At 70.1% G+C, this 20,491-nt stretch carries 17 protein-coding genes; 8 read left to right on the plus strand and 9 right to left on the minus strand.

Features of this window, described 5'->3' with window-relative positions; genetic code table 11:
- Nucleotides 1–149: 149 nt before the first annotated feature.
- The 6 genes from ACIQMU_RS30970 to ACIQMU_RS30995 form a co-directional block, all read right to left on the minus strand.
- Complete coding sequence (locus ACIQMU_RS30970) at nucleotides 150–977, minus strand: thioesterase family protein (protein WP_352243999.1); 828 nt, start codon at nucleotides 975–977, stop codon at nucleotides 150–152.
- A gap of 78 nt (nucleotides 978–1,055) precedes the next feature.
- The gene (locus ACIQMU_RS30975) at nucleotides 1,056–2,465 is read right to left on the minus strand and encodes an amidase (protein WP_402690188.1); all 1,410 of its coding nucleotides are present in this window, start codon (nucleotides 2,463–2,465) and stop codon (nucleotides 1,056–1,058) included.
- Nucleotides 2,452–2,670: a hypothetical protein gene (locus ACIQMU_RS30980; protein ID WP_352243997.1), complete on the minus strand. Its 219-nt coding sequence runs from the start codon at nucleotides 2,668–2,670 to the stop codon at nucleotides 2,452–2,454. The genes ACIQMU_RS30975 and ACIQMU_RS30980 overlap by 14 nt, the downstream gene beginning before the upstream one ends.
- A gap of 125 nt (nucleotides 2,671–2,795) precedes the next feature.
- Complete coding sequence (asnB, locus tag ACIQMU_RS30985; protein ID WP_352243996.1) at nucleotides 2,796–4,646, minus strand: asparagine synthase (glutamine-hydrolyzing); 1,851 nt, start codon at nucleotides 4,644–4,646, stop codon at nucleotides 2,796–2,798.
- A 191-nt stretch (nucleotides 4,647–4,837) separates the two neighbouring features.
- Entirely contained in the window at nucleotides 4,838–6,064 is a 1,227-nt protein-coding gene (locus ACIQMU_RS30990) for an MFS transporter (RefSeq protein ID WP_402690189.1), read from the minus strand.
- Nucleotides 6,065–7,388: 1,324 nt separating this feature from the next.
- Complete coding sequence (locus ACIQMU_RS30995; protein ID WP_402690190.1) at nucleotides 7,389–7,514, minus strand: hypothetical protein; 126 nt, start codon at nucleotides 7,512–7,514, stop codon at nucleotides 7,389–7,391.
- A gap of 77 nt (nucleotides 7,515–7,591) precedes the next feature.
- Here ACIQMU_RS30995 and tap point away from each other — a divergent pair, with 77 nt between their 5' ends.
- The 6 genes from tap (at nucleotide 7,592) to ACIQMU_RS31025 (ending at nucleotide 14,674) form a co-directional block, all read left to right on the plus strand.
- The gene (gene tap, locus ACIQMU_RS31000; RefSeq protein WP_352243993.1) at nucleotides 7,592–9,841 is read left to right on the plus strand and encodes a telomere-associated protein Tap; all 2,250 of its coding nucleotides are present in this window, start codon (nucleotides 7,592–7,594) and stop codon (nucleotides 9,839–9,841) included.
- A 12-nt stretch (nucleotides 9,842–9,853) separates the two neighbouring features.
- The gene (gene tpg / locus ACIQMU_RS31005) at nucleotides 9,854–10,411 is read left to right on the plus strand and encodes a telomere-protecting terminal protein Tpg (RefSeq protein WP_352243992.1); all 558 of its coding nucleotides are present in this window, start codon (nucleotides 9,854–9,856) and stop codon (nucleotides 10,409–10,411) included.
- Between the two features lie 967 nt (nucleotides 10,412–11,378).
- Entirely contained in the window at nucleotides 11,379–12,002 is a 624-nt protein-coding gene (locus ACIQMU_RS31010) for a hypothetical protein (RefSeq protein ID WP_352243991.1), read from the plus strand.
- 172 nt (nucleotides 12,003–12,174) lie between these two features.
- Complete coding sequence (locus ACIQMU_RS31015; RefSeq protein ID WP_402690191.1) at nucleotides 12,175–12,924, plus strand: transposase family protein; 750 nt, start codon at nucleotides 12,175–12,177, stop codon at nucleotides 12,922–12,924.
- A gap of 794 nt (nucleotides 12,925–13,718) precedes the next feature.
- Entirely contained in the window at nucleotides 13,719–14,222 is a 504-nt protein-coding gene (locus ACIQMU_RS31020) for a DUF6924 domain-containing protein (protein ID WP_402690192.1), read from the plus strand.
- Nucleotides 14,223–14,368: 146 nt separating this feature from the next.
- Entirely contained in the window at nucleotides 14,369–14,674 is a 306-nt protein-coding gene (locus tag ACIQMU_RS31025; protein WP_352243989.1) for a hypothetical protein, read from the plus strand.
- Between the two features lie 427 nt (nucleotides 14,675–15,101).
- Here the strand turns inward: ACIQMU_RS31025 and ACIQMU_RS31030 are convergent, their stop codons facing one another.
- Both ACIQMU_RS31030 and ACIQMU_RS31035 read right to left on the minus strand, forming a co-directional pair.
- Nucleotides 15,102–16,679, minus strand: coding sequence for a phosphodiester glycosidase family protein (locus tag ACIQMU_RS31030; protein WP_402690193.1), 1,578 nt, complete (start codon nucleotides 16,677–16,679; stop codon nucleotides 15,102–15,104).
- Entirely contained in the window at nucleotides 16,676–17,401 is a 726-nt protein-coding gene (locus ACIQMU_RS31035; RefSeq protein ID WP_402690194.1) for a peptidase inhibitor family I36 protein, read from the minus strand. The genes ACIQMU_RS31030 and ACIQMU_RS31035 overlap by 4 nt, the downstream gene beginning before the upstream one ends.
- Before the next feature lie 249 nt (nucleotides 17,402–17,650).
- On the opposite strand from ACIQMU_RS31035, the gene ACIQMU_RS31040 reads away from it, so the two are divergent.
- Complete coding sequence (locus tag ACIQMU_RS31040) at nucleotides 17,651–17,782, plus strand: hypothetical protein (RefSeq protein ID WP_352244004.1); 132 nt, start codon at nucleotides 17,651–17,653, stop codon at nucleotides 17,780–17,782.
- Nucleotides 17,783–18,382: 600 nt separating this feature from the next.
- On the opposite strand, the gene ACIQMU_RS31045 is transcribed toward ACIQMU_RS31040, so the two are convergent.
- Nucleotides 18,383–18,793 (minus strand): SRPBCC family protein, encoded by a 411-nt coding sequence (locus ACIQMU_RS31045; protein WP_402690195.1) that lies wholly within the window; start codon nucleotides 18,791–18,793, stop codon nucleotides 18,383–18,385.
- Between the two features lie 350 nt (nucleotides 18,794–19,143).
- Here ACIQMU_RS31045 and ACIQMU_RS31050 point away from each other — a divergent pair, with 350 nt between their 5' ends.
- Nucleotides 19,144–19,788, plus strand: coding sequence for a dihydrofolate reductase family protein (locus ACIQMU_RS31050; RefSeq protein WP_402690196.1), 645 nt, complete (start codon nucleotides 19,144–19,146; stop codon nucleotides 19,786–19,788).
- Nucleotides 19,789–20,491 lie beyond the last annotated feature (703 nt).

The following is a 20,491-nucleotide window of genomic DNA, read 5'->3' on the forward strand; positions in this document are numbered from 1 at the left end:
CCGCCGGCCGCGCCCGCCGGGCCGGGCCCCCCGGGTGGCCGGCCCGGGGGGGGGGGCGGGGGCGGGGGCGCCCCCCCCCCCGCCCGCCCCCCCCGCCCGCCCCCCCCCCCCCGGGGCGCGCGGCCCCCGGCCGCGTCATAAGGCCCCGCTCAACCGCCCGTTCGGCGTTCGGTGACCAGCAGGGTCTGCAGGACCCGGCCGCAGTCGCCCGTCGCGTCGTCGAGCTGGCCGAGCGCCAGACCCGAACCGGCGGGGCTCGCCGCGGTGTCGGAGCGCAGGCACAGCCACTCGCCGACCGGGTCACGGTGCAGGGCGAGCGTGATGTCGGTGTTGATGACGAGCCCCGCGTGGTGGTCGAGTTCGAAAGCCACGGCCCAACTGCTGTCGGCCAGGGTCAGGGCCCGGGTGAGCGGGGTGTCCGCAGCCCCGCCGACCAGCCGGATGCGCTGGCGTGCCCATGCGGTGCCGGGACCCGGTGTGTCGAAGCCCCTGCCGTGCTCGAAGCGCCACTCCATGGCGGCGATGTACCCGTCGAGGTGGGCGCCGGCCATCGCGTGCGCCGCCTGCGGACCCGGCCGGGCCGGCGCTGCCGGCCCGTGGCACAGAAACGGGGTGTCGGGCGGGCTGGCCACCAGCCGCCAGGCGCGGGCCACGAGCACCGGCTTGCCGGCGGAGGTCATCTCACCTTCCAGGATCTCCGTGCTGCCGCCCGAGCGGACGGTCCGCACCCGCAGCTGGAGATCGGCGACGGGCACCGGACGCAACAGCTCCACGGTGACCCGGGCGATACGCATACCCGGCCTCGGCTCGTGCTGCTCCATGGCACGGCCCATGAGGGCGGAGGGCGGCCCGCCGTGCTGGGTCTTGGCGCTCCAGGGCCCTGCGGTGGCCGCCGCGCTCGCGAAACGGCCACCTCCCAGGTCGTGGTAGAAGGCGTCCGCCGTTCGGGCGGACAGGGGGGATGGTCCGGTGTGCACAGGCGAGTACCTTTCCGTGGTCGGCATCCGGCCGACGGGAGCGTAGCGGCAGTACGGAGACGGTCTGCGGTGCGGCCCCTATGCGGTGCCGCCCGCCCGCCGGGGGCGGGGCACGGGCACGGGCGGCCGGCCCGGGCCCGCGCGGGACCGCTCGAAGACGGCCCCGATGCGCAGGAGGGCCGCCTCGTCGAACGGGCGGGCCATCAGCTGCATGCCGATGGGCAATCCGTCGGTGTCCCGGGCGACGGGCAGGGAGAGCGTGGGAAATCCCGTGACGTTGCCGGGCGCGCAGAGCCTGACGTACGCGGAGGTGACCGACTCGGTGAAGCCGTCCGGCCAGCAGACCGTGTCCTGGTCGCGGGGGACCGCGGGCAGCGGGACCGTAGGGGCCGCGATCACGTCGACGTCGTCGAACAGACGGAGCCAGGCCCGGTGGATCACGGTGCGCGACCGCTGGGCCCGGAGGTAGTCCAGGGCCCGGATGTGAACACCGGCCTCCAGCAGCAGCCGTACATCGGCCCCGTAGAGATGCGGTGCCCTCCGCAGCCCGTCCTCGTGCACGGACGACGCCTCCGGAGCCATGAGTCCCCAGTGGGTGGCTTCCATGTGCTCGGTCAGCGGCGCGACCACAGACACGGTCCTCGCGCCGAGCTCCCGGAGGTCGTCGATGGACTGCCGGACCGCCCTGTCCACCTCGGGATCGACGTGGTCGAAGAAGAACGCCTCGGGAACCCCCACACGCAGGCCCCGCAGATCCTCGCGCTGTTCGCCGGGCGCCGCGGGCGGGCCGGTAACGGCCGGGCCGGGGCCGGCGAGGACACGCAGGACGAGAGCGGCGTCCTGTGCGGTGCGGGTCAGCGGACCGACCGTGTCCAGGGACCACGACAGGGGCGCCACGCCCTCGCAGGAGACCAGCCCATAGGTGGGTTTGAGGCCGACGACACCGTTCAGGGCGGCCGGGACGCGTATGGAGCCCCCCGTGTCCGTGCCGAGCGCGAAGAGGGCCGACCCGGCCGCGACCGCGACGGCGGAACCCCCACTGGACCCGCCGGCCGTCCGGTCCGCCCGCCAGGGGTTGAACGTCTGCGGGGTGAGCAGGCCGTAGGCGAACTCGTGGGTGTGCGTCTTGCCGACCAGCACGGCGCCCGCACGTCGCAGCCGTGCGGCCGTCTCGCTGTCCCGGACCGGTACGTGCCCCTCCCGCGCCCGGGAACCGGCCGAGGCCGGCACCCCGGCCGAGTCGATGACGTCCTTGAGACCGTAGGGAATGCCGTGCAGAGGGCCGCGGTGGCCGCCCTCCCGGATCTCCAGCTCCGCCCGAGCCGCCGCCTTCCTCGCCCGCTCCCCCTCCACGACGGCGTAGGCACTGAGCCGCCCTTCGGTCTCCTCGGCCCTGTCCAGTACGGACTCGACGAGTTCGACGGGGGACAGTTCGCGCCGGCCGATGGCGGCCGCAGCGGCCTTGACGGTCAGCTCACAGGGCTGCATCGGGCCTCTCCCGGCCGGTGCGGCAGGCCGCGCCCGAGGGACGGAACGCCGACGCCGGCGCCACACCGTCGAGATCCAGTCCCCGCAGGCCGGCCAGGATGCCGTCGAGGTGACCGGCCAGTTCCGACACCCGTCCGGGCCAGTCGGCTTCGGGCACGGGTATCGGGGGGTCGGTGGGCGGGCGGGGACCGTACGAGGAAGCCATCGAAGGTTCCTTACACGAGGAGGACGGTGCCGGCAGGGCGGAACCCGGCGGCCCTCCGCGAGGGAGGGAAGGACCGCCGGGGGCACGGGCGGCCGGAGCCGCCGGCCACGGACCGCGACGCGGTCCTACAGGTCGAGCGCGACGTCGTACTTCTCCATCCACGCATTGAGCCAGAGCGGGACCTCCAGGTCGATGCGGGTGATCTGCGTGCTGGCGGCGCTGATGCTGCCGTCCAGGCGGCCGCGGGTCCGCTGCAGGTCGAGCAGCGGCAGGATCGGTGCGTCGCCCTGCCCGATGACCTCGGCGAGCCGGTCACGGAGCTTCTTCTCGTACCCCGAGTCCTGGGTGCTGGGGTAAGGGGCCTTCACCCGCTTCGCGATGGACTCGGGCAGCACATCGCGCGTGGCCGCACGCAGCAGGCTCTTCTCGCGGCCGTCGAAGGTCTTCATGGCCCAGGGGGCGTTGAACACGTACTCGACGAGGCGGTGGTCGCAGAACGGGACGCGCACCTCCAGCCCGACGGCCATGCTCATCCTGTCCTTGCGGTCCAGGAGGGTGTTGAGGAAGCGGGTGAGATTGAGATAGCTGATCTCCCTCATGCGCTTCTCCAGCCCCTTCTCACCGGGCAGGACCGGGACTTCGGCGATCGCGTCGCCGTAGCTCGACCGCCGGTAGCCGGGAATGTCGAGCGTGCCCAGGAGACCGTTGTCGAACAGCGGTGTTCCGTCGTAGAACGGGCCCGGGGTCGTGGTGAGCCAGGGGAACGTCTCGGCGGTGAGGACCTCGGGGTCGTGGAACCAGCTGTATCCGCCGAAGAGCTCATCGGCGGACTCGCCGGACAGGGCGACCGTGGAGCGTTCCCGTACCGCCTTGAAGAGGAGGTACAGGGAGGGCCACAGGTCCCCGTACCACATGGGAGGCAGGTCGGTGGCGGCGAGAACGGCCGCGCGGACCCCCGGGTCGCTCAGGTCGTCGCTGTTGAGCAGGATCTCCTTGTGCTCGGCGGCCACGTGCTGGGCGAGATCCCGGACGAACGGGGCGTCGGGTGTGCTGCGCAGCGGGTCGGGGACGAAGTTCTCCTCCGCGCCGACGAAGTCGACGGAGAAGGAACGGACCGGCCCCGCGCCCTCGGCCGCCAGTGCCTTGGCGGCCAGGGCGGTGACGGCGGAGGAGTCCAGCCCGCCGGAGAGCAGGCTGCACAAGGGCACATCGGATATGAGCTGGCGGCTCACGGTGTCCTCGAGGAGGCCGCGGACCGTGTCGATGGTCTGCTGCAGGGTGTCCGTGTGCTCCTTGGCCTCCAGGGCCCAGTAGCAGCGCTTGACGAGACCTTCCCGGCGGACGCGGATCGTGTGCCCGGGCCGCACCTCGTGCATGCCGGTGAAGATGGCGTGCTCAGGGGTCTTGACCATGTCCAGGAGTTCCCGCAGGCCGTCGGTGTTGATCCGGCGGGGGATGCCCGGGTGCGCCAGGATGGTCTTGGGTTCGGAGCCGAACAGGACACCGTCGGCCGTGGGGTAGTAGTACAGGGGCTTGACGCCCATCCGGTCGCGCACCAGGAGCAGTTCCTGGGTGCGGACGTCCCATACGGCGAAGGCGAACATGCCGTTGAGCTTGTCGACGACCCCCTCGCCCCATTCCAGGTACCCCCGCAGCACCACCTCGGTGTCGCTGCGGGTACGGAAGTGATGCCCGCGGGTGGCGAGATCCGACCTGAGCTCCCGGTAGTTGTAGATCTCACCGCTGAACGTGAGGACGGCGAGCGTGCGGCCGTTCTCCTCGGCCGTCATCGGCTGACGGCCGCCCTCCAGGTCGATGACCGACAGCCGGCGGTGGCCGATGGCGGCGTGCCGGTCGATCCACACCCCTTCGTCGTCCGGTCCGCGGCAGGCCATGGTTCGCGTCATGGCGTCGACGACAGTGCGCTCCTGTCCGAGGTCGCGCGTGAAATCTATCCAGCCCGCAATGCCGCACATAAGCGACGTACTCCTTCGGTCGAAGAACGAAACAGCGGAAACGGAAGGGACGGCGGACGCCGGTCTCGTGCGGACATCTGTGTCCCCGGGACGAAAGGGGTGGCGCCGGTCGCTGATCCGGCCCGCCGCGGCCAGGACACGTCGCGGCGGACCGGACCCCGGGCGGGGAGCCCGGAGGAGAGGGCCGGGTCCTACGGTTGGTGCACCGGACCGGGCCAGGTGATCTTCCGGGTGTAGTGGAGGCCGATGGCGGCCACGGTGAGGACCGCGGCCGTACCGGCGAGCGCCATGACCATGGACGGGGAGGAACGGTCGACGACCACGCCTCCGGCCAGGGCCCCCATCGAGATGGTGAACTGGAACGAAGCCGTGAAGAGCACCGAGGACGCCTCGGGGGAATCAGGGCACGCCTTGGCGAACCAGGTCTGGGAACAGACCGGCACGGCGCCGTACGCGACGCCCCACAGGATCAGCAGGGCAACGGCTCCGGCCCGGCCCCCGCCGAGAACAGGAAGCAGAAGGGTCGCCCCGGCGATCATCGCCGCGGCCACCGCGAAGGTCGCCCTCGGGTAGCGGGCCACGGCAGATCCCCCCAGGAAGTTGCCGACGATGCCGGCCGCCCCGTAGACGAGCAGGAAGACCGTGATGACCCCGGCGCCCACGTGCGTCACCTGCTCCAGGAACGGGGTGACGTAGGTGTAGGCACCGAAGTGGGCCAGGACGACGAGGAAAGTGATCACCAGCGCGTAACGGGTGTTGACGCTTTTCAGCATCCCGGTGAGTACGCGCAGACGAGTCGGCTCCTGGGCGGGAAGCGGCGGGACCACGAGGATCAGCAGGACGAAGACCGCGAGCGTGAGAACTCCCATGACCAGGAAAGCGGTCCGCCAGCCGGCGACGTCCCCGATGAAGGTCCCCAGGGGCACGCCGAGCACGGAGCCGAGCGGTACCGCGGAGAAGATGACCGCGGTGGCCCGGCCGACGGATCGAGCGGGCACCAGCCGACCGGCCAGCCCCGCACCGATCGACCAGAACCCCCCGATGGTGATGCCGACCATCACGCGGGACACCAGGACCAGCCAGTAGCTGGAGGCGGCCGCAGCGAGAAAGTTCGCCAGCGCGAGCAGGAGGATGAACGCCCCCAGCATGAGCCGCCGGTCGACGCGCCCGGTGGCCACGGTGACCACGGGTGCCGAGACGGCCGCCAGGAAGCCCGGCATGGTCATCATCAGGCCGGCCATTCCATCGGAAATGGTGAAACTCGACCCGATGGAGGTCAGCAATCCGATCGGCAGGATTTCGGTGGTGACGATCGAGAAGATCCCCAGCATCACCGAAATCACGGCCAGCCACGAGACGAGTGGTGACCGGGTCGGCGGCTCGGCGGAATCAATGGAAGTAGTCGTTGCTGTGGACACGAAACCCGTCCTGTTGTGGGGCGTCACAAAGAAATGTGATCACTATTGCAGCAGGGACGGGAGCCACCTTCTGGCAGTTCTGCGACATCAACAAGGGCTCCGGACGCGCCGCCGCTCCGCCCCCGGGCGCGGTCGGGGGCGAGCAGCCCCGACATCCTGCCTGTTCATCGGGGGTGCGACGGCCGCGCAGGCCGGAACGGCCCACGGGCCGCGCCCCGCCGAGCCGGACGCGAACCCCCGACCACTTTGCCAAGTCGACGAAGGTGGGAATGAGTACGGCACCGGAACCAAGGCCCACGTCCGGTCCCGTGCGCTCCGATAATCAACCTGATCTGCATAAAAGATCAAATGTGGAACAGGGGTCTGTCCACCGGAACGGAACAACCACCGGCCGCGTCGGCGGCGACACCGGAACCGCCGCGGACTCGGTAAGCCGAATGGGCAAGGGTGTGCCGGCCCTGCGGCTCCTGACACAGACCGGCCACCCGCGCGCGGCCGCCGCCTTCGACCGGTCGGGCGCCCCGCCGCGAGGGCCGGCGACACGGAGCTCCTCGCACCGACGGCCCCGACGCCGGCACAGGGACCGGGGCAAGCCGGCCCGGCCCCTGTGCCGGACCGACCGGACGGACGCGAACCGCCGCGGCCGCCCCTGCTCCTCACGGGGGAGGCGGCTCGGAGGCGACCGCGCGGCGCGACAACGGCGAGAAGGGAACGCGGCTCGGAACCCGATCCGCCACCGCCGGCCCCGCACCGCGGCCGAACGCGGGCCCGCGATGCTCCCGGCCTCCGCACCGCGGCCGAACGCGGGCCCGCGATGCTCCCGGCCCCCGCACCATGGCCGAACGTGGGCTCGCAATGTTTCCGGCGTTCGGCAACACCGCGCTCGGGGTCGTCGCCGCCGCAGAGCGCGCCCCGCCCGTGCGGCACACCCGCGCCGAGTCCGCGGTCCTCGCCGGCCCCGGCGTGCCGGACCGCGGCCTGCGCTGCGCGGCCGTCTGCGGGGCGATGGCCGCCGCCCTGGCCACCGCGCCCGCCGCCTGTATCCGTGCGGCCGCCGGCCGGCGCGCCGGCCACGGGGGAGCACCGCACGGACGAGGGGAGTGCACCGGGCCCGACACCGGGCCGGTGGTCGAGGCGCTGGCCGGGTCGGGTCGGCCAGGTCGGGCCGTCACGGCACGCTCACCGTCGTGCGGATCCGCTGACCGACGCGGGCCCGTACGGCGGCGGCCGTCGCGGTGATCGGCACGGGGCTGTCTGCTCCGACCGCTGCGCGGGCGCTCTGCCGGCCGTGACTGTGCGGGCCGGGTGGGGGGTCGGGAATGGCTCAGGACACCTTGACCCAGTCCCACCACTGGGCGTTGTCGCTGGACGGGCGGTGCTGGCCCAGTACGCTCTCCCATCCCTCATTCGCCCGGGGGACCTTGTCGATGAGGGTCGCCCCTGAGTACAAACATCGTACGGGATTCGTACGCCAAAAGTACGCACATTGTGCGTTTCATGGGTAGGATGTTGGTCAGGAGGTGCTCCATGTCCGAGTTGTTCGACGCGGTCGACGCACTGCTCGCGTCCCGTGCCACGCTGCCGCCCCCGGCGGAGCGCAAGCGTCTGCGTGCCGCGCACGGCCTGACGATCGACGAAGTCGCCACCGCGCTGAAGGTCCGCCGGGCCACCGTGTCCGGGTGGGAGTCCGGTAAGACCGAGCCCCGCCCGCCGGAGCGCGACGCCTACGCCCGGCTGCTGGACAAGCTCGCGGAGCTCTACCCCGCCCGCCCGGCCGCGCCCGCCCCCGACGCCCCGGTGCCGGCCACGCCCGCCGCCGCACCCGACCCGGCGGAAGGGCGGCCGCTGCCCACGGGTCCGGCGTCCGGGGCTGCGGACATGACGGCGACCGAGAACACCCGGGCCTCCGCCCCTGCTCCTGCCGCCACTGCTCCGGCGACCGTGCCGCGTCCGGCACGCACCACCAGGCCGACGGCGCCGACGTCGCGCCGCCCGGGTGCGAAGACGGCGGCTCCGGCCGGAGCCCCCGCGGGTGAGAGCGACCCGCGGTTCGAGAACGGTCCGCTGGCCGTCGTCGATGCCGAGGACGGGAAGGCCGTGGCGTACTGCGTCGGCGGCCTGGTCCTGGACGTGCCCGCCAAGTCCCTGCCGTCCCTGGTCGACTGGACCCTCAAGGAGGCCAAGCTCGGGCAGCCGAAGCTGTCCGGCCCGGGACGGCCGGCCGACCCGCTGCTCGTGCTCACCGAGGCCGCCCTGGAGCGCTACGGCCTTCCCACCGGCCTCACGGACGAGGAGAAGGACGCCGGACGGATCCCGGAGAGCCACAAGGTCATCAAGCAGCTCGCGCGCGCGCAGTGGCAGCTGACCAAGAGGGGCTTCGGCGCGTGGGCGCGGATCTACAAGCCCGCACAGGGGGCGGAGCGGGCCTGCGTGCAGCTGTGCATCCCAGCGTGGAACGCACTCGATACCCGGCACTGGGGCGCCGCCGGACAGCTTCCGCCGGCCGAACTCGCCCGCGTCATGGGTGTGTACGCGACCCGGGTGATGACGCCGCGCGGCTCCACCGCCGTCACCGGCCTGGAGCTGATGACCGCGCTGCACCCGCCGACCCGGGCCTCCGGGCCGGACGAGAACGGCAAGCGGCACTCCGAACACAACCCCGGCAGCCTGGGCAAGGAACCGATCGACCTGACGGCCTGGCCGCCGTGCGAGGTCCCCGACGGCCACCCCGTCCTCAAGGACCTGCCCCGCTTCCACCTGCGGGGCCCGGCGGAGAAGCTGTTCGAGGAGGCGTACGACTGGGCACGGCCGCTCACCGACGCGGAGTGCATGCGCCGCAACCTGGTCGGCATCGACGTCAACATGGCGTTCGCCGCCGGCGCGAACGGGCTGACCGTCGGCCTCGGGGCCCCGACGCATGTCACGAACCCGGTGTTCGACGCGAAGCTGCCCGGCTCGTGGCTGGTGGACCTGTCCCACGTCGACCTGTCCCGCGTGAAGGCCGGCAAGGAGTGGGTCGAGCTGGACGGCAGCCTGCTGCCGAGCCCGTTCACGCCGAAGGGCGACCGCCCAAAAGGGCCGGCCTGGTACGCGACGCCCACCGTGGCGTACGCGGTGGAGCTCGGCTACGACGTCGCGCCGACCGAGGCATGGGTCCGGTACGACAACGGCCGCTACCTGGACGCCTGGTACAACCGGCTCCGTGACGCCTACCTCGCCACGATGGCCGACCTCGGCGTCGACGCCGACCTGCCGCCCGCCGGCTTCCTCACGGCGATGGACGGCTACAAGGAACGCGACCCGGAGCTGGGAATCGTCATCACGGCGATCAAGGCGACGGTCAAGGGCGGCCTGGGCAAGCTGCGCGAGCGCCCCCGCGGAGAGGGCTGGCGGCCGGGCGAGCCGTGGCGCGCCCTGTCCCGCCCGACGTGGCGGCCCGACATCCGGGCGGCGGTCATCTCCCGCACCCGGACCAACCTGCACCGCAAGATCGTCAAGCACGCGGCGTTCACCGGGCAGTACCCGATCGCGGTCCTGTCCGACTGCGTCGTCTACGCCGCCGACGGGGAGAGCCCGCTGGACTTCCTGCCCTACCGGGAGGGCAAGCCGCTGCCCGGGGGATTCAAGCTCGGCGTCAACCCCGGTCTGGTCAAGCACGAAGGCACCCAGAGCGTGCTGTGGGGCGAGGAAGTCCGCGAGCGGTTCAACACCCCGGAGCTCAACCTCGCCCGGTCCATCAAGGACGGCACCGTCACCGACGTCGACAACGGAGAGTAGGAGAAGGCCACGATGAGCCTGATCGGGGACGGCCTGGAGAAGGCGGTGCGCAAGGCGTTCACCCGCCCGGCACCGAAGAGCGCGGGGGCGCAGATGCGGTATCTGGTCAAGCAGCTCGGGGGTACCAGGGCGGTCGCCCGGATGCTGCGGGTCTCCCAGCGCACCGTCGAGCGGTACGTGAAGGACCAGATCAAAAAGCCCCGCCCCGACCTCGCCGCGCGCATGGAACGCGAGGTGAAGGCCCGGTGGCAGCCGCAGATCCGGGCCAGGGCCAAGGCCAAGGCCGCGTCCACGGGCGGCATCATCATCGACACCCGCGCCCGCCTCGGCTACACCGCGCCGATCGGGACGACGGACCAGGACCGTGTCCGGCATCTGACCGTCGCCCTGCCCCCGCTGTACGCCGCCCGCCTCTTCGACGCCCAGGAGCAGGGCGCCGGCGACGCCCGCCTCCGGGAGATCGCGGCCGAAGCGCTCAGGGACGTCTACTTCCAGGACGGCGGCCGCCGCGCCGGCACCCTGGACGAGGTCCGCTTCACCGACATCGAGCACCTGGAGTTCGACCTGTAGACGGAGCCCCCGAACAACGCGCGGGCCCGGAACAATTGGGCCTGGCCCACGCGCTGTTCCACGAAGTACGTCCGCAGCTCGTTGAGTTCCCTATTCAGCAGCTGAGAGAGACGGTCGGCCGTGTCGTCGCCGAACACGATGCAGGAGTAACGCTCGCCGCGCATCCGAGCCGGGACGGACCGGCCGGCGAACACCCCCAACAGCTTCTTGGCCGCCGCCGGCGTCCACTGGCCGTACGGATTCACAGCTGCATGCCTCGCCTTGATCTGCACCGTGCGGCAGGAGGCATTTCCGGTTCCTCCTGGCGGTAGATGAGGGAGGGAGGGATTTCTGTACGTCGTTCAGCCCTGCTCCGTCACGCTTTTCAGGAGTTCGAGCGCCTCATCGCACGTCTTCCAGGTCGCATCAGCATTCGTCCCCCAGTCGTCACGGAGCCGTCGGAAGGCACCGACGAGCTTCACCCGCATCGTCCCGAACTTGCTGCGCGTACGGTGTTCGGCTACCTCTGTCCACAGGTGAACCGTGGTTCCTGGAGGTATGGGCGATCACGAGCAGCAGCCGGCCCCTCACGCGGGCCAAGGGTTCTACGAAGGCCCTGGCGGTGCGCCTGGGCGTCTCGCGCCGCACGGTGGAGCCGCTATACCGCGCCGGGAAGCTGACGACCCCGCAGAAGCGCCTCCGGGCCACCCCGGTGGAGCGCGGAATTCACGGACGTCCAGTCCATACAATTCCGGTTCTGACACCGCGAAACGTCGGGCCGGTATAACCCTTGTCCGAGCCGAAGCGCGATAGCTGTCACATAGGCAGGCTCGTTGTCACCGGTCACCGGCAGGGCCGTAGGGGCGCACAGGTGAGGCTTTGGCAGCGACGCTTCGCCGCACTGCCCGGCATGAACGACCGGCTGCGGGCCTGAGGCGAGCCCGGGCCGTGCGGAACCGGGTGCTCCGGGCCGCACGTCCCCCCTTACATGCTGATCGTCCTGGGGATACTTTTCGCTGTCGCGCCCGCCGTCGTCTGGATGACGATCGCCCGCACCCGCCCTGTCGGCTTCGCGATCGGCGGCACGCTGCTCGCCGGAGCCGGGTTGCTGATCAGTGTCCAGCAGGGCTGGGTCCAGGCTCCCAGACCTGACGCCCATCTCGTGTTCACGGCCCTGGCGCCTCTGCTCATCGCCTGCGGTGTGGGACTGGAAGGCCGGCACGAGAACTCCCCACCCCCGGGATGGATTCCCCGCCGCAACGGAGCGATCGGCTTCCTCGGGATGCAGTTCGCCCTCACCCTCGTGGTCGGTCTCCTGTATGCGCTGATGATCAGCGAAGGCTCGGAAGCCCCGCCGTCCAAGACCCTCCCCTCATTGCCGCCGGGCATCAACGTGGTTGACGAAGGCATAAGCTGCGGTTCCGGCGGCTGCTGGCGCGCCGCGACGGTCACCAGCGGGAACGGTCTGTCCCGCCCGGAGATCATCCACGAACTGGGCCTCCAGCAGGAGAGCTGCCGCTCCAGCGGCTGGCTGCTCGACTGGCGTGACGTGTGCGTCGGAGCCAGGGACAACGGCGAGAACGTCTTTATCTACGCCAGCTGGGGATACTGAGAGGCCGTTTCCGGTCGATCACGGTGGTCCCGAACGAGGACCTGTGAGCTCTTTCAGAGTGGCCACTGATCGAGTGACCCAGGGCGAGTCAGGATGAGGACCGCAACGCACAGGGCTCCCGTGCCGTTGAGGGAGGTGTTCGAAGTCTCAACCCATCTGCACAGGAGCCCTGTTGGTTCCCCATCCTGCCGCACTCGACCTGCCGCACCCTCTGGTCGAGTGGGTATCCATGCTCATCGTCACCCGTGAGGGTGACCGCCGCTGCAAGCTTCCGCCCCACCAGCGTGCCCTCGTCGGCCTGGTCTACCTCCGCCGCCACGACACGCTCACGCAGATCGCCGCCGGCTTCGGCATATCCGTCGGCACCGCCCACGCCTACGTCCAGGCCGTCGTCCAACACCTGTCCGGCCGGGCTCCCGGACTGCTGCGGGTCCTGCGCGAGACCGATCCCGACCACGTCCTGCTCGACGGAACCCTCGCCGAGTGCGACCGCGTCGGCGACAGCCGGGCCGACTTCTCCCAGAAGCACCGCCGTCACGGCGTCAACGTGCAGGTCGTGACCGATCCCACCGGCAACCTGCTGTGGGTCTCGCCAGCGCTGCCCGGCCGCACCCATGACCTGACCGCGGCCCGCACCCACCGCATCATCCGGATCTGCGAACGCCAGGGCGTCCCCATCCTCGCCGACCGCGCCTACATCGGCGCCGGCCCCTGGGTGACCACACCGATCAGACGCCTCCCGAACCGGGACCTCACCACGACCCAGCAGACGATCAACCGGGCGCTGTCAGCGGCACGGGCACCGGTCGAACGCAGCATCGCAAGGCTGAAGTCCTGGCGGATCTTCCGCCGGGCCCGGTGCAGCCCCAACCGCATGACCGCCATCGCCGCAGCCATCCTCACCCTGGAGCGTCAACGCTGAAAAAGCTCTGTGACAAGCCCTGTGCCTCACTGACGACAATCAGGCTGCTTCGCCCGGTCTCATACACCAGCTCAACCAGCTCTGCCGGCGACAACTGCCGGGCTTCGGCACCATTCAGCGGGCCGTCGTACCGCGCCCTGACGGCGACCCGCCCTGATCCCCCACCCATGAACGCGAGGCCGAAGACGACCGCGACCCTGCCGTCCTGGCCGCCCCGGAACATCGGCCGCCGTACGGTCGCCCCGCGCGTCGCCGTGCCCCGCGAGCCGCTCGATCCGGCCCGCACCGGCCGCCGCTGGGTACGGCGCCGCGCCAGGGGCATGAAAGCCGACGCCGCCGCAGCCGCCCTGGACGCCGCCCGGTTCGACACCCGGCAGAACGCGAGGCACAGATCCGCCACCGGGGAGAGCTCCGCAGGATGCTCAGCGTCCCGCCTGTACCGCAGTGTCCGCCCCCGGGAGACCAGGCTCCGACGTCCGCAGGGCGTACCGAACGGGACTATCGCGAGCAGGAGTAGGAGCGGCGGACCGCGATCCGGACGCACAGGCACTTCTGGCAGGACCTGGGCGGGCCTTCACGGCCTGCGGACACGGCGGAACATTTCCTGCGCGTCGGATTGCCGTCTGCCGTACAGCGTCTGGCGCACTGGCGACCTTGCCGAAACGCCCTGGCAGCTCCACTGCGAGACCGTTCCGCGTCTTGTGGTCACACGCACCAGCACCAGACTCAACCAGGACGTTCTGGATCGCTCCCGCAGGAGCTGGTCGTCAGTGGAGGGTGGGAGAGTCCTGGGCATGACGTTGCCGGAGAACCTTGAGCGAGTGCTGCCTGAGATCGGACGAGACTTGTTCGACGTTCTCGTCCTCAGGACCGACTTCAGCGACGACGAGGCGTGGAACGCGGTGGTTGGGGAGTTGCGCCGGCCGTGGGGGCCAGGCGGTGAGTTTGCCGCAGCAGTGCAGCTGGTCGATGCGCCTGCTTGGTCAGGAGCAACGGCCGACGAGGTTTTTGCCGCCGTGGTGGATGAGGACCTGATCGTCGTCTTCCTCGCTGACCGCGGCACGATGAAGTCGCCGGCGCGGGCGTTGCTGGCTCTGTCGACCGTCTGGGAAGACGTGAGTGGCCTTGACCCCGTCTTTTACCAGGAACTCATCGAGTCACCGGAGCCCCGGGAGTTTCGAGCCCTGCCCGCCGCGGTGCACGGCGTCCAGGTGGACCTGGCGCTCGGCAACGTGGACTTCGCTGAGTACGCCGGGGCTGCTTCCGCAGAGCCTGATCAGGTACTGCGGCCCCTCTGACCGGTACGGCGGGCGGCCGTTGCCTCTGCGGATGCGAGTCGTCCGTTGGGGCATGTCGTTGAGTGATGCGTAGTGGGCGCGGATCGAGGCCGTTGCTGCCGGATCCGGCCCCGAGGCGTGGCGGGCGGTGGCGCGATCACCGGCAGGTGATCGACGCGATCGCGTTCGAGTACCGCACCGAGATTCCCTGGATGGCCTGCCTGAGCACTTCGGTCGGTGGAAGGGCGTCCACAACAGGCTGCGGAAGTGGGCAGCTGACGGCTGACGGCACCTGGAAAAGGGTCTTGACGAACCTCCTCGCCCAGGCTGATGCCGAGGGCGGTCTGGACCGGGTCGTCGCAGTCGACTCCACGGTCGTTCGTGCTCACCAGCACTCGGCCGGGGCCCGCAAAAAGGGGGCCTTGATCGAGGAACCGGGCCATCATGCACTGGGGCGGTCTCGTGCGGGCTGACAACGAAGATCCACCTGGTGGGCGACAGCCGCTGCGGCCCGCTGGGCTTCGTCATCACCCCGGCCAGGCTGGTGACGCCCCGACATCCCCGGACGTGATGACGGTAATTCGGGTGCCTCGACCGGTCGGCAGACCCCGAACGACGCCCACCGCGGTCCTCGCGGACAAAGTCGAGTCGCCTCAGGGCTTCGGGCGGTCAAGTCTTTCGAGCCGTCCAACGGCGACGAGTCGATATCCGTACCCAGAACCCCTGGGCCCGACGATCCTACGAACGACCGCCTCAGGCCCATGTCTGGAAGGCAGGACAAGCTGAGGCTGGAGACCCGCGGTGGAAGACGCAGACCTCCGTGTGGCGAGTCCCTGAACAGGTCCCGCCGCACGGAGGTCTCCGCCGTGTTCAGTCCCGCACGGCTGGCGGCGGCCCTCGTCAGCTGCCCGGGGTGACGGCCAAGCCGCCTACGCCCACGTAGACGGAGTCGAAGACCGGCCGGTGCTTCAGGTCGGTCAGACCAGTGTGACGCTTGTAGTTGTCCGAGTCGGACGCGTCGTACGTGAGCAGTGTCGTCGAGCCGCCACCGTCGAGGTTGATGGCGTCCTGGACCTTGAGGCCCTGCAACACGATCGCGGCCTCGTCGATGAAGGCTCCGTCGTACTGGGCCTTGGCCAGTTGCTCGTCCGTGGGCTCCACGCGCGGGCCGGTGATCGTCACGATGACCGTGCGCCCCTGGTCGTCTACGCCCAGCGTCGTGCGCGAGTCCCGACAGATCGCGTCGGCCCCGGTTCCCTCCGTACGGTGGCTGCTGCAAGAGCGGGGCGCATAGAAGACGCCGTCCCTCATGAGGAGATGCCCTCCGGAGAGGATGTCCACGGACTCGTCCAGCGCGATGGCGCGGTTGTCGTCGTCGAGGTCGGTCACCTTCTGGTCGATGGTGAGCTTGGCCTTCGCGTCGAACATCCCCTTGAGCCAGGCCGTGGGTCCCGTGCCGATGGCCTGGAGGATGTGCTTGCCCCGGGGAACCAGGTGCCCGCCGCGCGTGGTCCAGTCTGCCGGGCGGGTGAGGGTGCCGTCCGCGTCGACCAGCACCTCGAAGCCCGCCTGGTTGTCCGAGCCGATCTTGGGATTCATGCCGGGGGTCGGTGTGACCATCCCGTAGCGGTCGTTGAACAGGATGATCTCCGCCGGGTCCTGGAGGACGGTCACCGACTTCCCGCCGTCCTTGTAGGTGATCCCGGGTTCGGCCTTCACCCTCTCGCGCACGCCGTCCACCTCCACGTAGTAGTAACCGTCCCGTATCCCGTCCGAGAGGTCCTTCTCCCTCTGGTCCCCGATACCGTCCTCGTCGTCCCGGGCGCAGGTCATGGCGCCTCCGGGATTGCGGTTGATGTCGTCGATCCTGTGCACGGCGGAGCCTCCGCCGGACGGCGGGACGCTGCCGGTCACGGAGAGATCAGTCGCCAGCGTGGTCACGTACGGAATGCCGTGCTGGAGGATGAGCGAGCGCCGCTTTCCCGACGTGCAGGCAGCGCCCAGCAGGACGCCGTCGTGGGCCACCGTCCCGAAGGTCTGAACGGACTCGGGCGTGTCCGGGCGCGCGTGGTGCGTGCCCTCGGGCGTGAAGTAGCTCCCGTTGATCCCGGCCAGCGGCCGCTGCGCAGCGGCGTACTGGTTCAGCTGGTCGACGACCTTCTCGGCCTTGCCCGCCTGCCTGCCGTACGCACTCTCGATCCGCACGGCGCTGACGGCCGGGTCGACGCGCAGGACGTTCATCTCACGAGGCGGCATGTCCGCGCGCAGGGCGGCGGGGGCCGTCTCCCGGTAGCGGAAGAGCTCCACGCCCGGGTCCAGCTGCTCGTACTGGGTCTCCAGCTTCGACCAGCCCGGGACTTCGGGGAAGATTCCGGCGGCCGAGACGCTGGAGGCGCCCGGGGGGAGCAGCAGCAGGACCGAGGTCAGGGCGGTGGTGGCGGCGAGCGCTCCGCGGCGCCCGATGGTCGTGAGGGTCATGACGAGCAGTCCGCCTTGTCGCGCAGCTTGTGGGAGACGAACGTGTCGGCATGGGCGCCGGCGACGGTGGTGGAGTCTCCGGGCAGGACCCGGAAGGGCTTGTCCGCCGCAGTGATCTGCGAGGACGCCTTGTCGAAGAAGCAGGCCGACTTCCCAGTGCGGTTGTAAACCGACTGGATTTTCTTGGCCCAGTAGTCCGGGTGGTAGGCGTTGTAGTCGATCTGGGTCTGGAACACCGGGCCCCGGCCGCTGGGCTGCTGGAAGAAGCACAGGAAGCCCTCTTCGCAGCGTTCGAAGCCGGTGAAGCAGTGCCCCTGGGAAGGCGCGAGCTTGTGGGAGGACAGCCGGCCGCCGAGGTTGGGGGCCAGCGTGGCGAGGTTGCCCTCGGCCGTCTTCTTCGAGGTCTTGGGCGCGATCGCCTGGATCTTGCCGCCGTAGCGGGTCTCCACGTACAGGCAGGCCCAGGACGAGGAGTTGTTCATGAGCGACTCGGCCCGGTTGTTCCAGCTTCCGTACGACTGGGATGCGCTGTTCTCGGCCCGGTCGAAGGCATGGACGGTGTCGCCCGCGTCGTTCGTGCCGTCCGGACCGCTGTACAGGCAGAGGCTGTTCTCGGGGCAGGCTTCGTAGCCGACGGCGCTCGCCGGGAGCGCCGTGAGTACTCCCCCGAGCAGTGCAAGGGTGCCGGCGAACAGTGCGCCGCGCAGAATGGTGATCTTCACGCGGTCACTTTCGCATGCACGTTCGCATATGTGGTCAGGGCCCCTCGGAAGGCGTTGTTCCGCTTCGACGGACGGACCTGACCTTGGACAGCGGCATGACCACCCCGTGCCGGGCTGAGCCCACCGGCCCGGCACGGGTCAGAAGTTCACTCGCGCGGCGGTGTTCGAAAGAGCCCCGGCAGGAGCGCCGCCCTGTGCCGTGCCCTGCGAAAGAAGACCGGCCGACCCGAGCCCCGGACCCACATGCCGATGGACCTGACCCGGCCCGTGCACGATCCCGGTAGGACGGTGCTGGACCTCGCGCTCGCGGTCGCGCTCGGCGGCGACTGTCTCGCCGGTGTCGCCACGCGGCGGGCAGAGCCCGGTGTGACCGGCGCGTGAGCACCCCGAGAACCGGTCACACCAGCCTTGGTCCAGCGACTTCGTGGCAGAGGAGCTCCAGCAGGAGCCGGCCGAGTGCCCTGCCAGGAAAGAGGCCGCGCACGGCTCCCCGTCGCAGCCGTCCGCGGCGGTAACCGGGATGAAGACGCGTGCGGCGACGTCCAGGAGCAGCCGGTGCAGCTCCTGGCCCGTGTCGCTGGCGACCGCGCGGGCGGTCGCGATGTCCGTCGGCCTGCGACCCCCGGATGTAGGCGAAGGCGTCGACGACGTCCTCCGGCTCCACCGGGGCGAGAGGCGCGGTGACGGTGTTCTCGGGCATCACAGCTCCCCAACGACGGGTCGCTCCGCTGATCGCGGCGACCCCGAAGACACCCTCGAACTGCGGACCCGTGGACAGAGTCCGGCGCCGACGGGGGAGAACTCTGCCCCCACCCGTGTCCCGTGTCATCGAACTTGGATTGTTTGCCATCGAAGTCGGACGACCGGCAGTCGGGGTTGAGCGCTCCAGGTAACGTCATTCATCAGTTCTCCCCGCCCATGACCTGCCAACGATCCGGTTCCGAGGCGATCACGTGGATACGTAGGAACCAGCGAAGGACCTCAGCCGGACTCCATCAGCTCCTTGAGGCGGGCCAGGTCGGCAGCGACCATGCCGGCGTCACGCTCGAACTCGGCGTCGCTCATCTCCGGCCGACGACGGAGGGTGAACACTACCTCGCTCCCTGCGCCGTCGGCGATCACGCGGACCGGGTTGTAGACGGTCTCCCCAGAGGACAGCGTGACGTCATGGTCGAGCACACCCAGCTCGTTCTGCGGCGCGAAGGTGATCACGACCCGTCCCATGGGGGAGAACTCCGCGACCCAATGCTCTTCGATCTTTTCGATGGATTCTCCCAGGCCATGGGCCCACGCGGGCAGGTTGGCCGGGTCCGATGCATAGGCGTAGACATCGTTGACGGTGCGGTCAATACAGGTACTGAGATGGCGTGAGCCCTTGCCGATGTTGTTCATGGCGGTGACGGTAAGGGACCGCGGCCACTGTCCTCTTGAACGAATCGGACATGCATGATGCGCCGGACAGACCCTTGGCGTAGCGACCGCGTGGAATGGAATCTCAGCTGGCTCGGTCCAGCTTCACAGTCACACGCCCGCAGGAGAGCACGTTGGCCCCGCATTTCGCGGGTCGCTGATCTGGCTGGAGATCGGGATCGGGCAGTGTCCGGCACGAGGGGGAGTGACGTCGCCGCGCACGCGGCTGCGGGGAGCTCGATGAGAACTGCACGATGCGGCGATGAGTTTCCCCGGCCCGGCTGGTCTACGGTTCGTCAGGTAATCAGAAAGTGCGAAGCAGGAGGAGCGATATGAGCCAGCTACTGCGGGTCCAGAACTTCACCGTCTCGAGCGACGGGTTCGGCGCCGGCGAGGGCCAGAGCCTCGAGAAGCCGTTCGGTCATGCCGATCCGGCGAGCTTGCTCGCCTGGGCCTTTGCCACCGACCACCCACCCGTCAACCGCTCCGAACCCGGGGGCCGGGGTCTGGACGACTACTTTACGCGGGACTACGCCCGTAACATCGGCACCGAGATCATGGGCCGCAACAAGTTCGGGCCGCAGCGCGGGCCCTGGCAGGACCACGAGTGGCAGGGATGGTGGGGCGACAAACCCCCGTTCCACACGCCGGTGTTCGTCATGACGCACCACAAGCGTCCGTCGTTCACGCTCTCCGACACCACGTTCCACTTCGTCGAGGGCGACCCGGCCACGGTGCTCGCCCAGGCGAAGGAGGCAGCGCAAGGGCAGGACGTCCGGCTTGGCGGTGGGGCCACCGTCATCCGGCAGTTCCTCGATGCCGACCTCCTCGACACCTTGCATGTGGCGGTCGTGCAGACGAAGCTCGGCTCCGGGGCCCGGCTGTGGGAGTCCCCCGACGAGCTGCTCGACCGGTTCCACCAGGACGTCGTGCCCAGCCCGAGCGGCGTGACGCACCACCTGTTCTGGCGTAAATGAGGCCGGACCAGCTGGCGGCGCACACCGTTGTCGGGATCGCTCTCGGCGATCGCCAGGGCCCTTGTCATGCTGGGTCGCCCGTACGCGGCCCCGGCGTACAGGCCCCCGATCCGAGCCTCCCGGCCGCTGCCCGATGGCAGCTGCGCCAGCGCCTTGTCGGGCAGTCCGTCGAGGCGCCCGAGGACGGGCCTTCCGCACCCACGTGCCGGATCGTCGCCGCATGTCCACCAGCGCCGCCGGGGTCGCTAGTTGCTGCGGCGGGGCCTCGTCCCCGCAGGCGAGCGCGAGGTCGAAGGCCGCGCGTGCGAGGCTCCGTACGCGCTTGTCGGTGTCCGCACACCGGATCAGGACCAGTGGGAGCACGGACTGGGACAGAGCTCCGGACTCCGCGCGTGGGAGAGCCCCCGCACGGACGGGTGCATCCGCATGACGAGGCACAGAGCGACCTCGGACCCAGTGGGTGACCGGCTCCAGGAAGGAGCACCGGGACCGTGGCCGGAATCCCGAACTGGGGCGTTGTGACGCGGGGCGACGACGACAAGTCACCGTACGGCCCAGAGGAAGCGTGGGAATCTACGTGCCCTTTGGGGGCATTAGGCCGTTAGGGTCTGTCTTCAAAGGGTCATATCCACATCAGGAGTGACGCGATGGTGAGTGCTGCTTCGTAGGATTCGCGGGTTTTGTCGTAGCGGGTGGCTATGGC

The organism is Streptomyces sp. NPDC091649 (assembly GCF_044756785.1).
GTDB lineage: Bacteria > Actinomycetota > Actinomycetes > Streptomycetales > Streptomycetaceae > Streptomyces.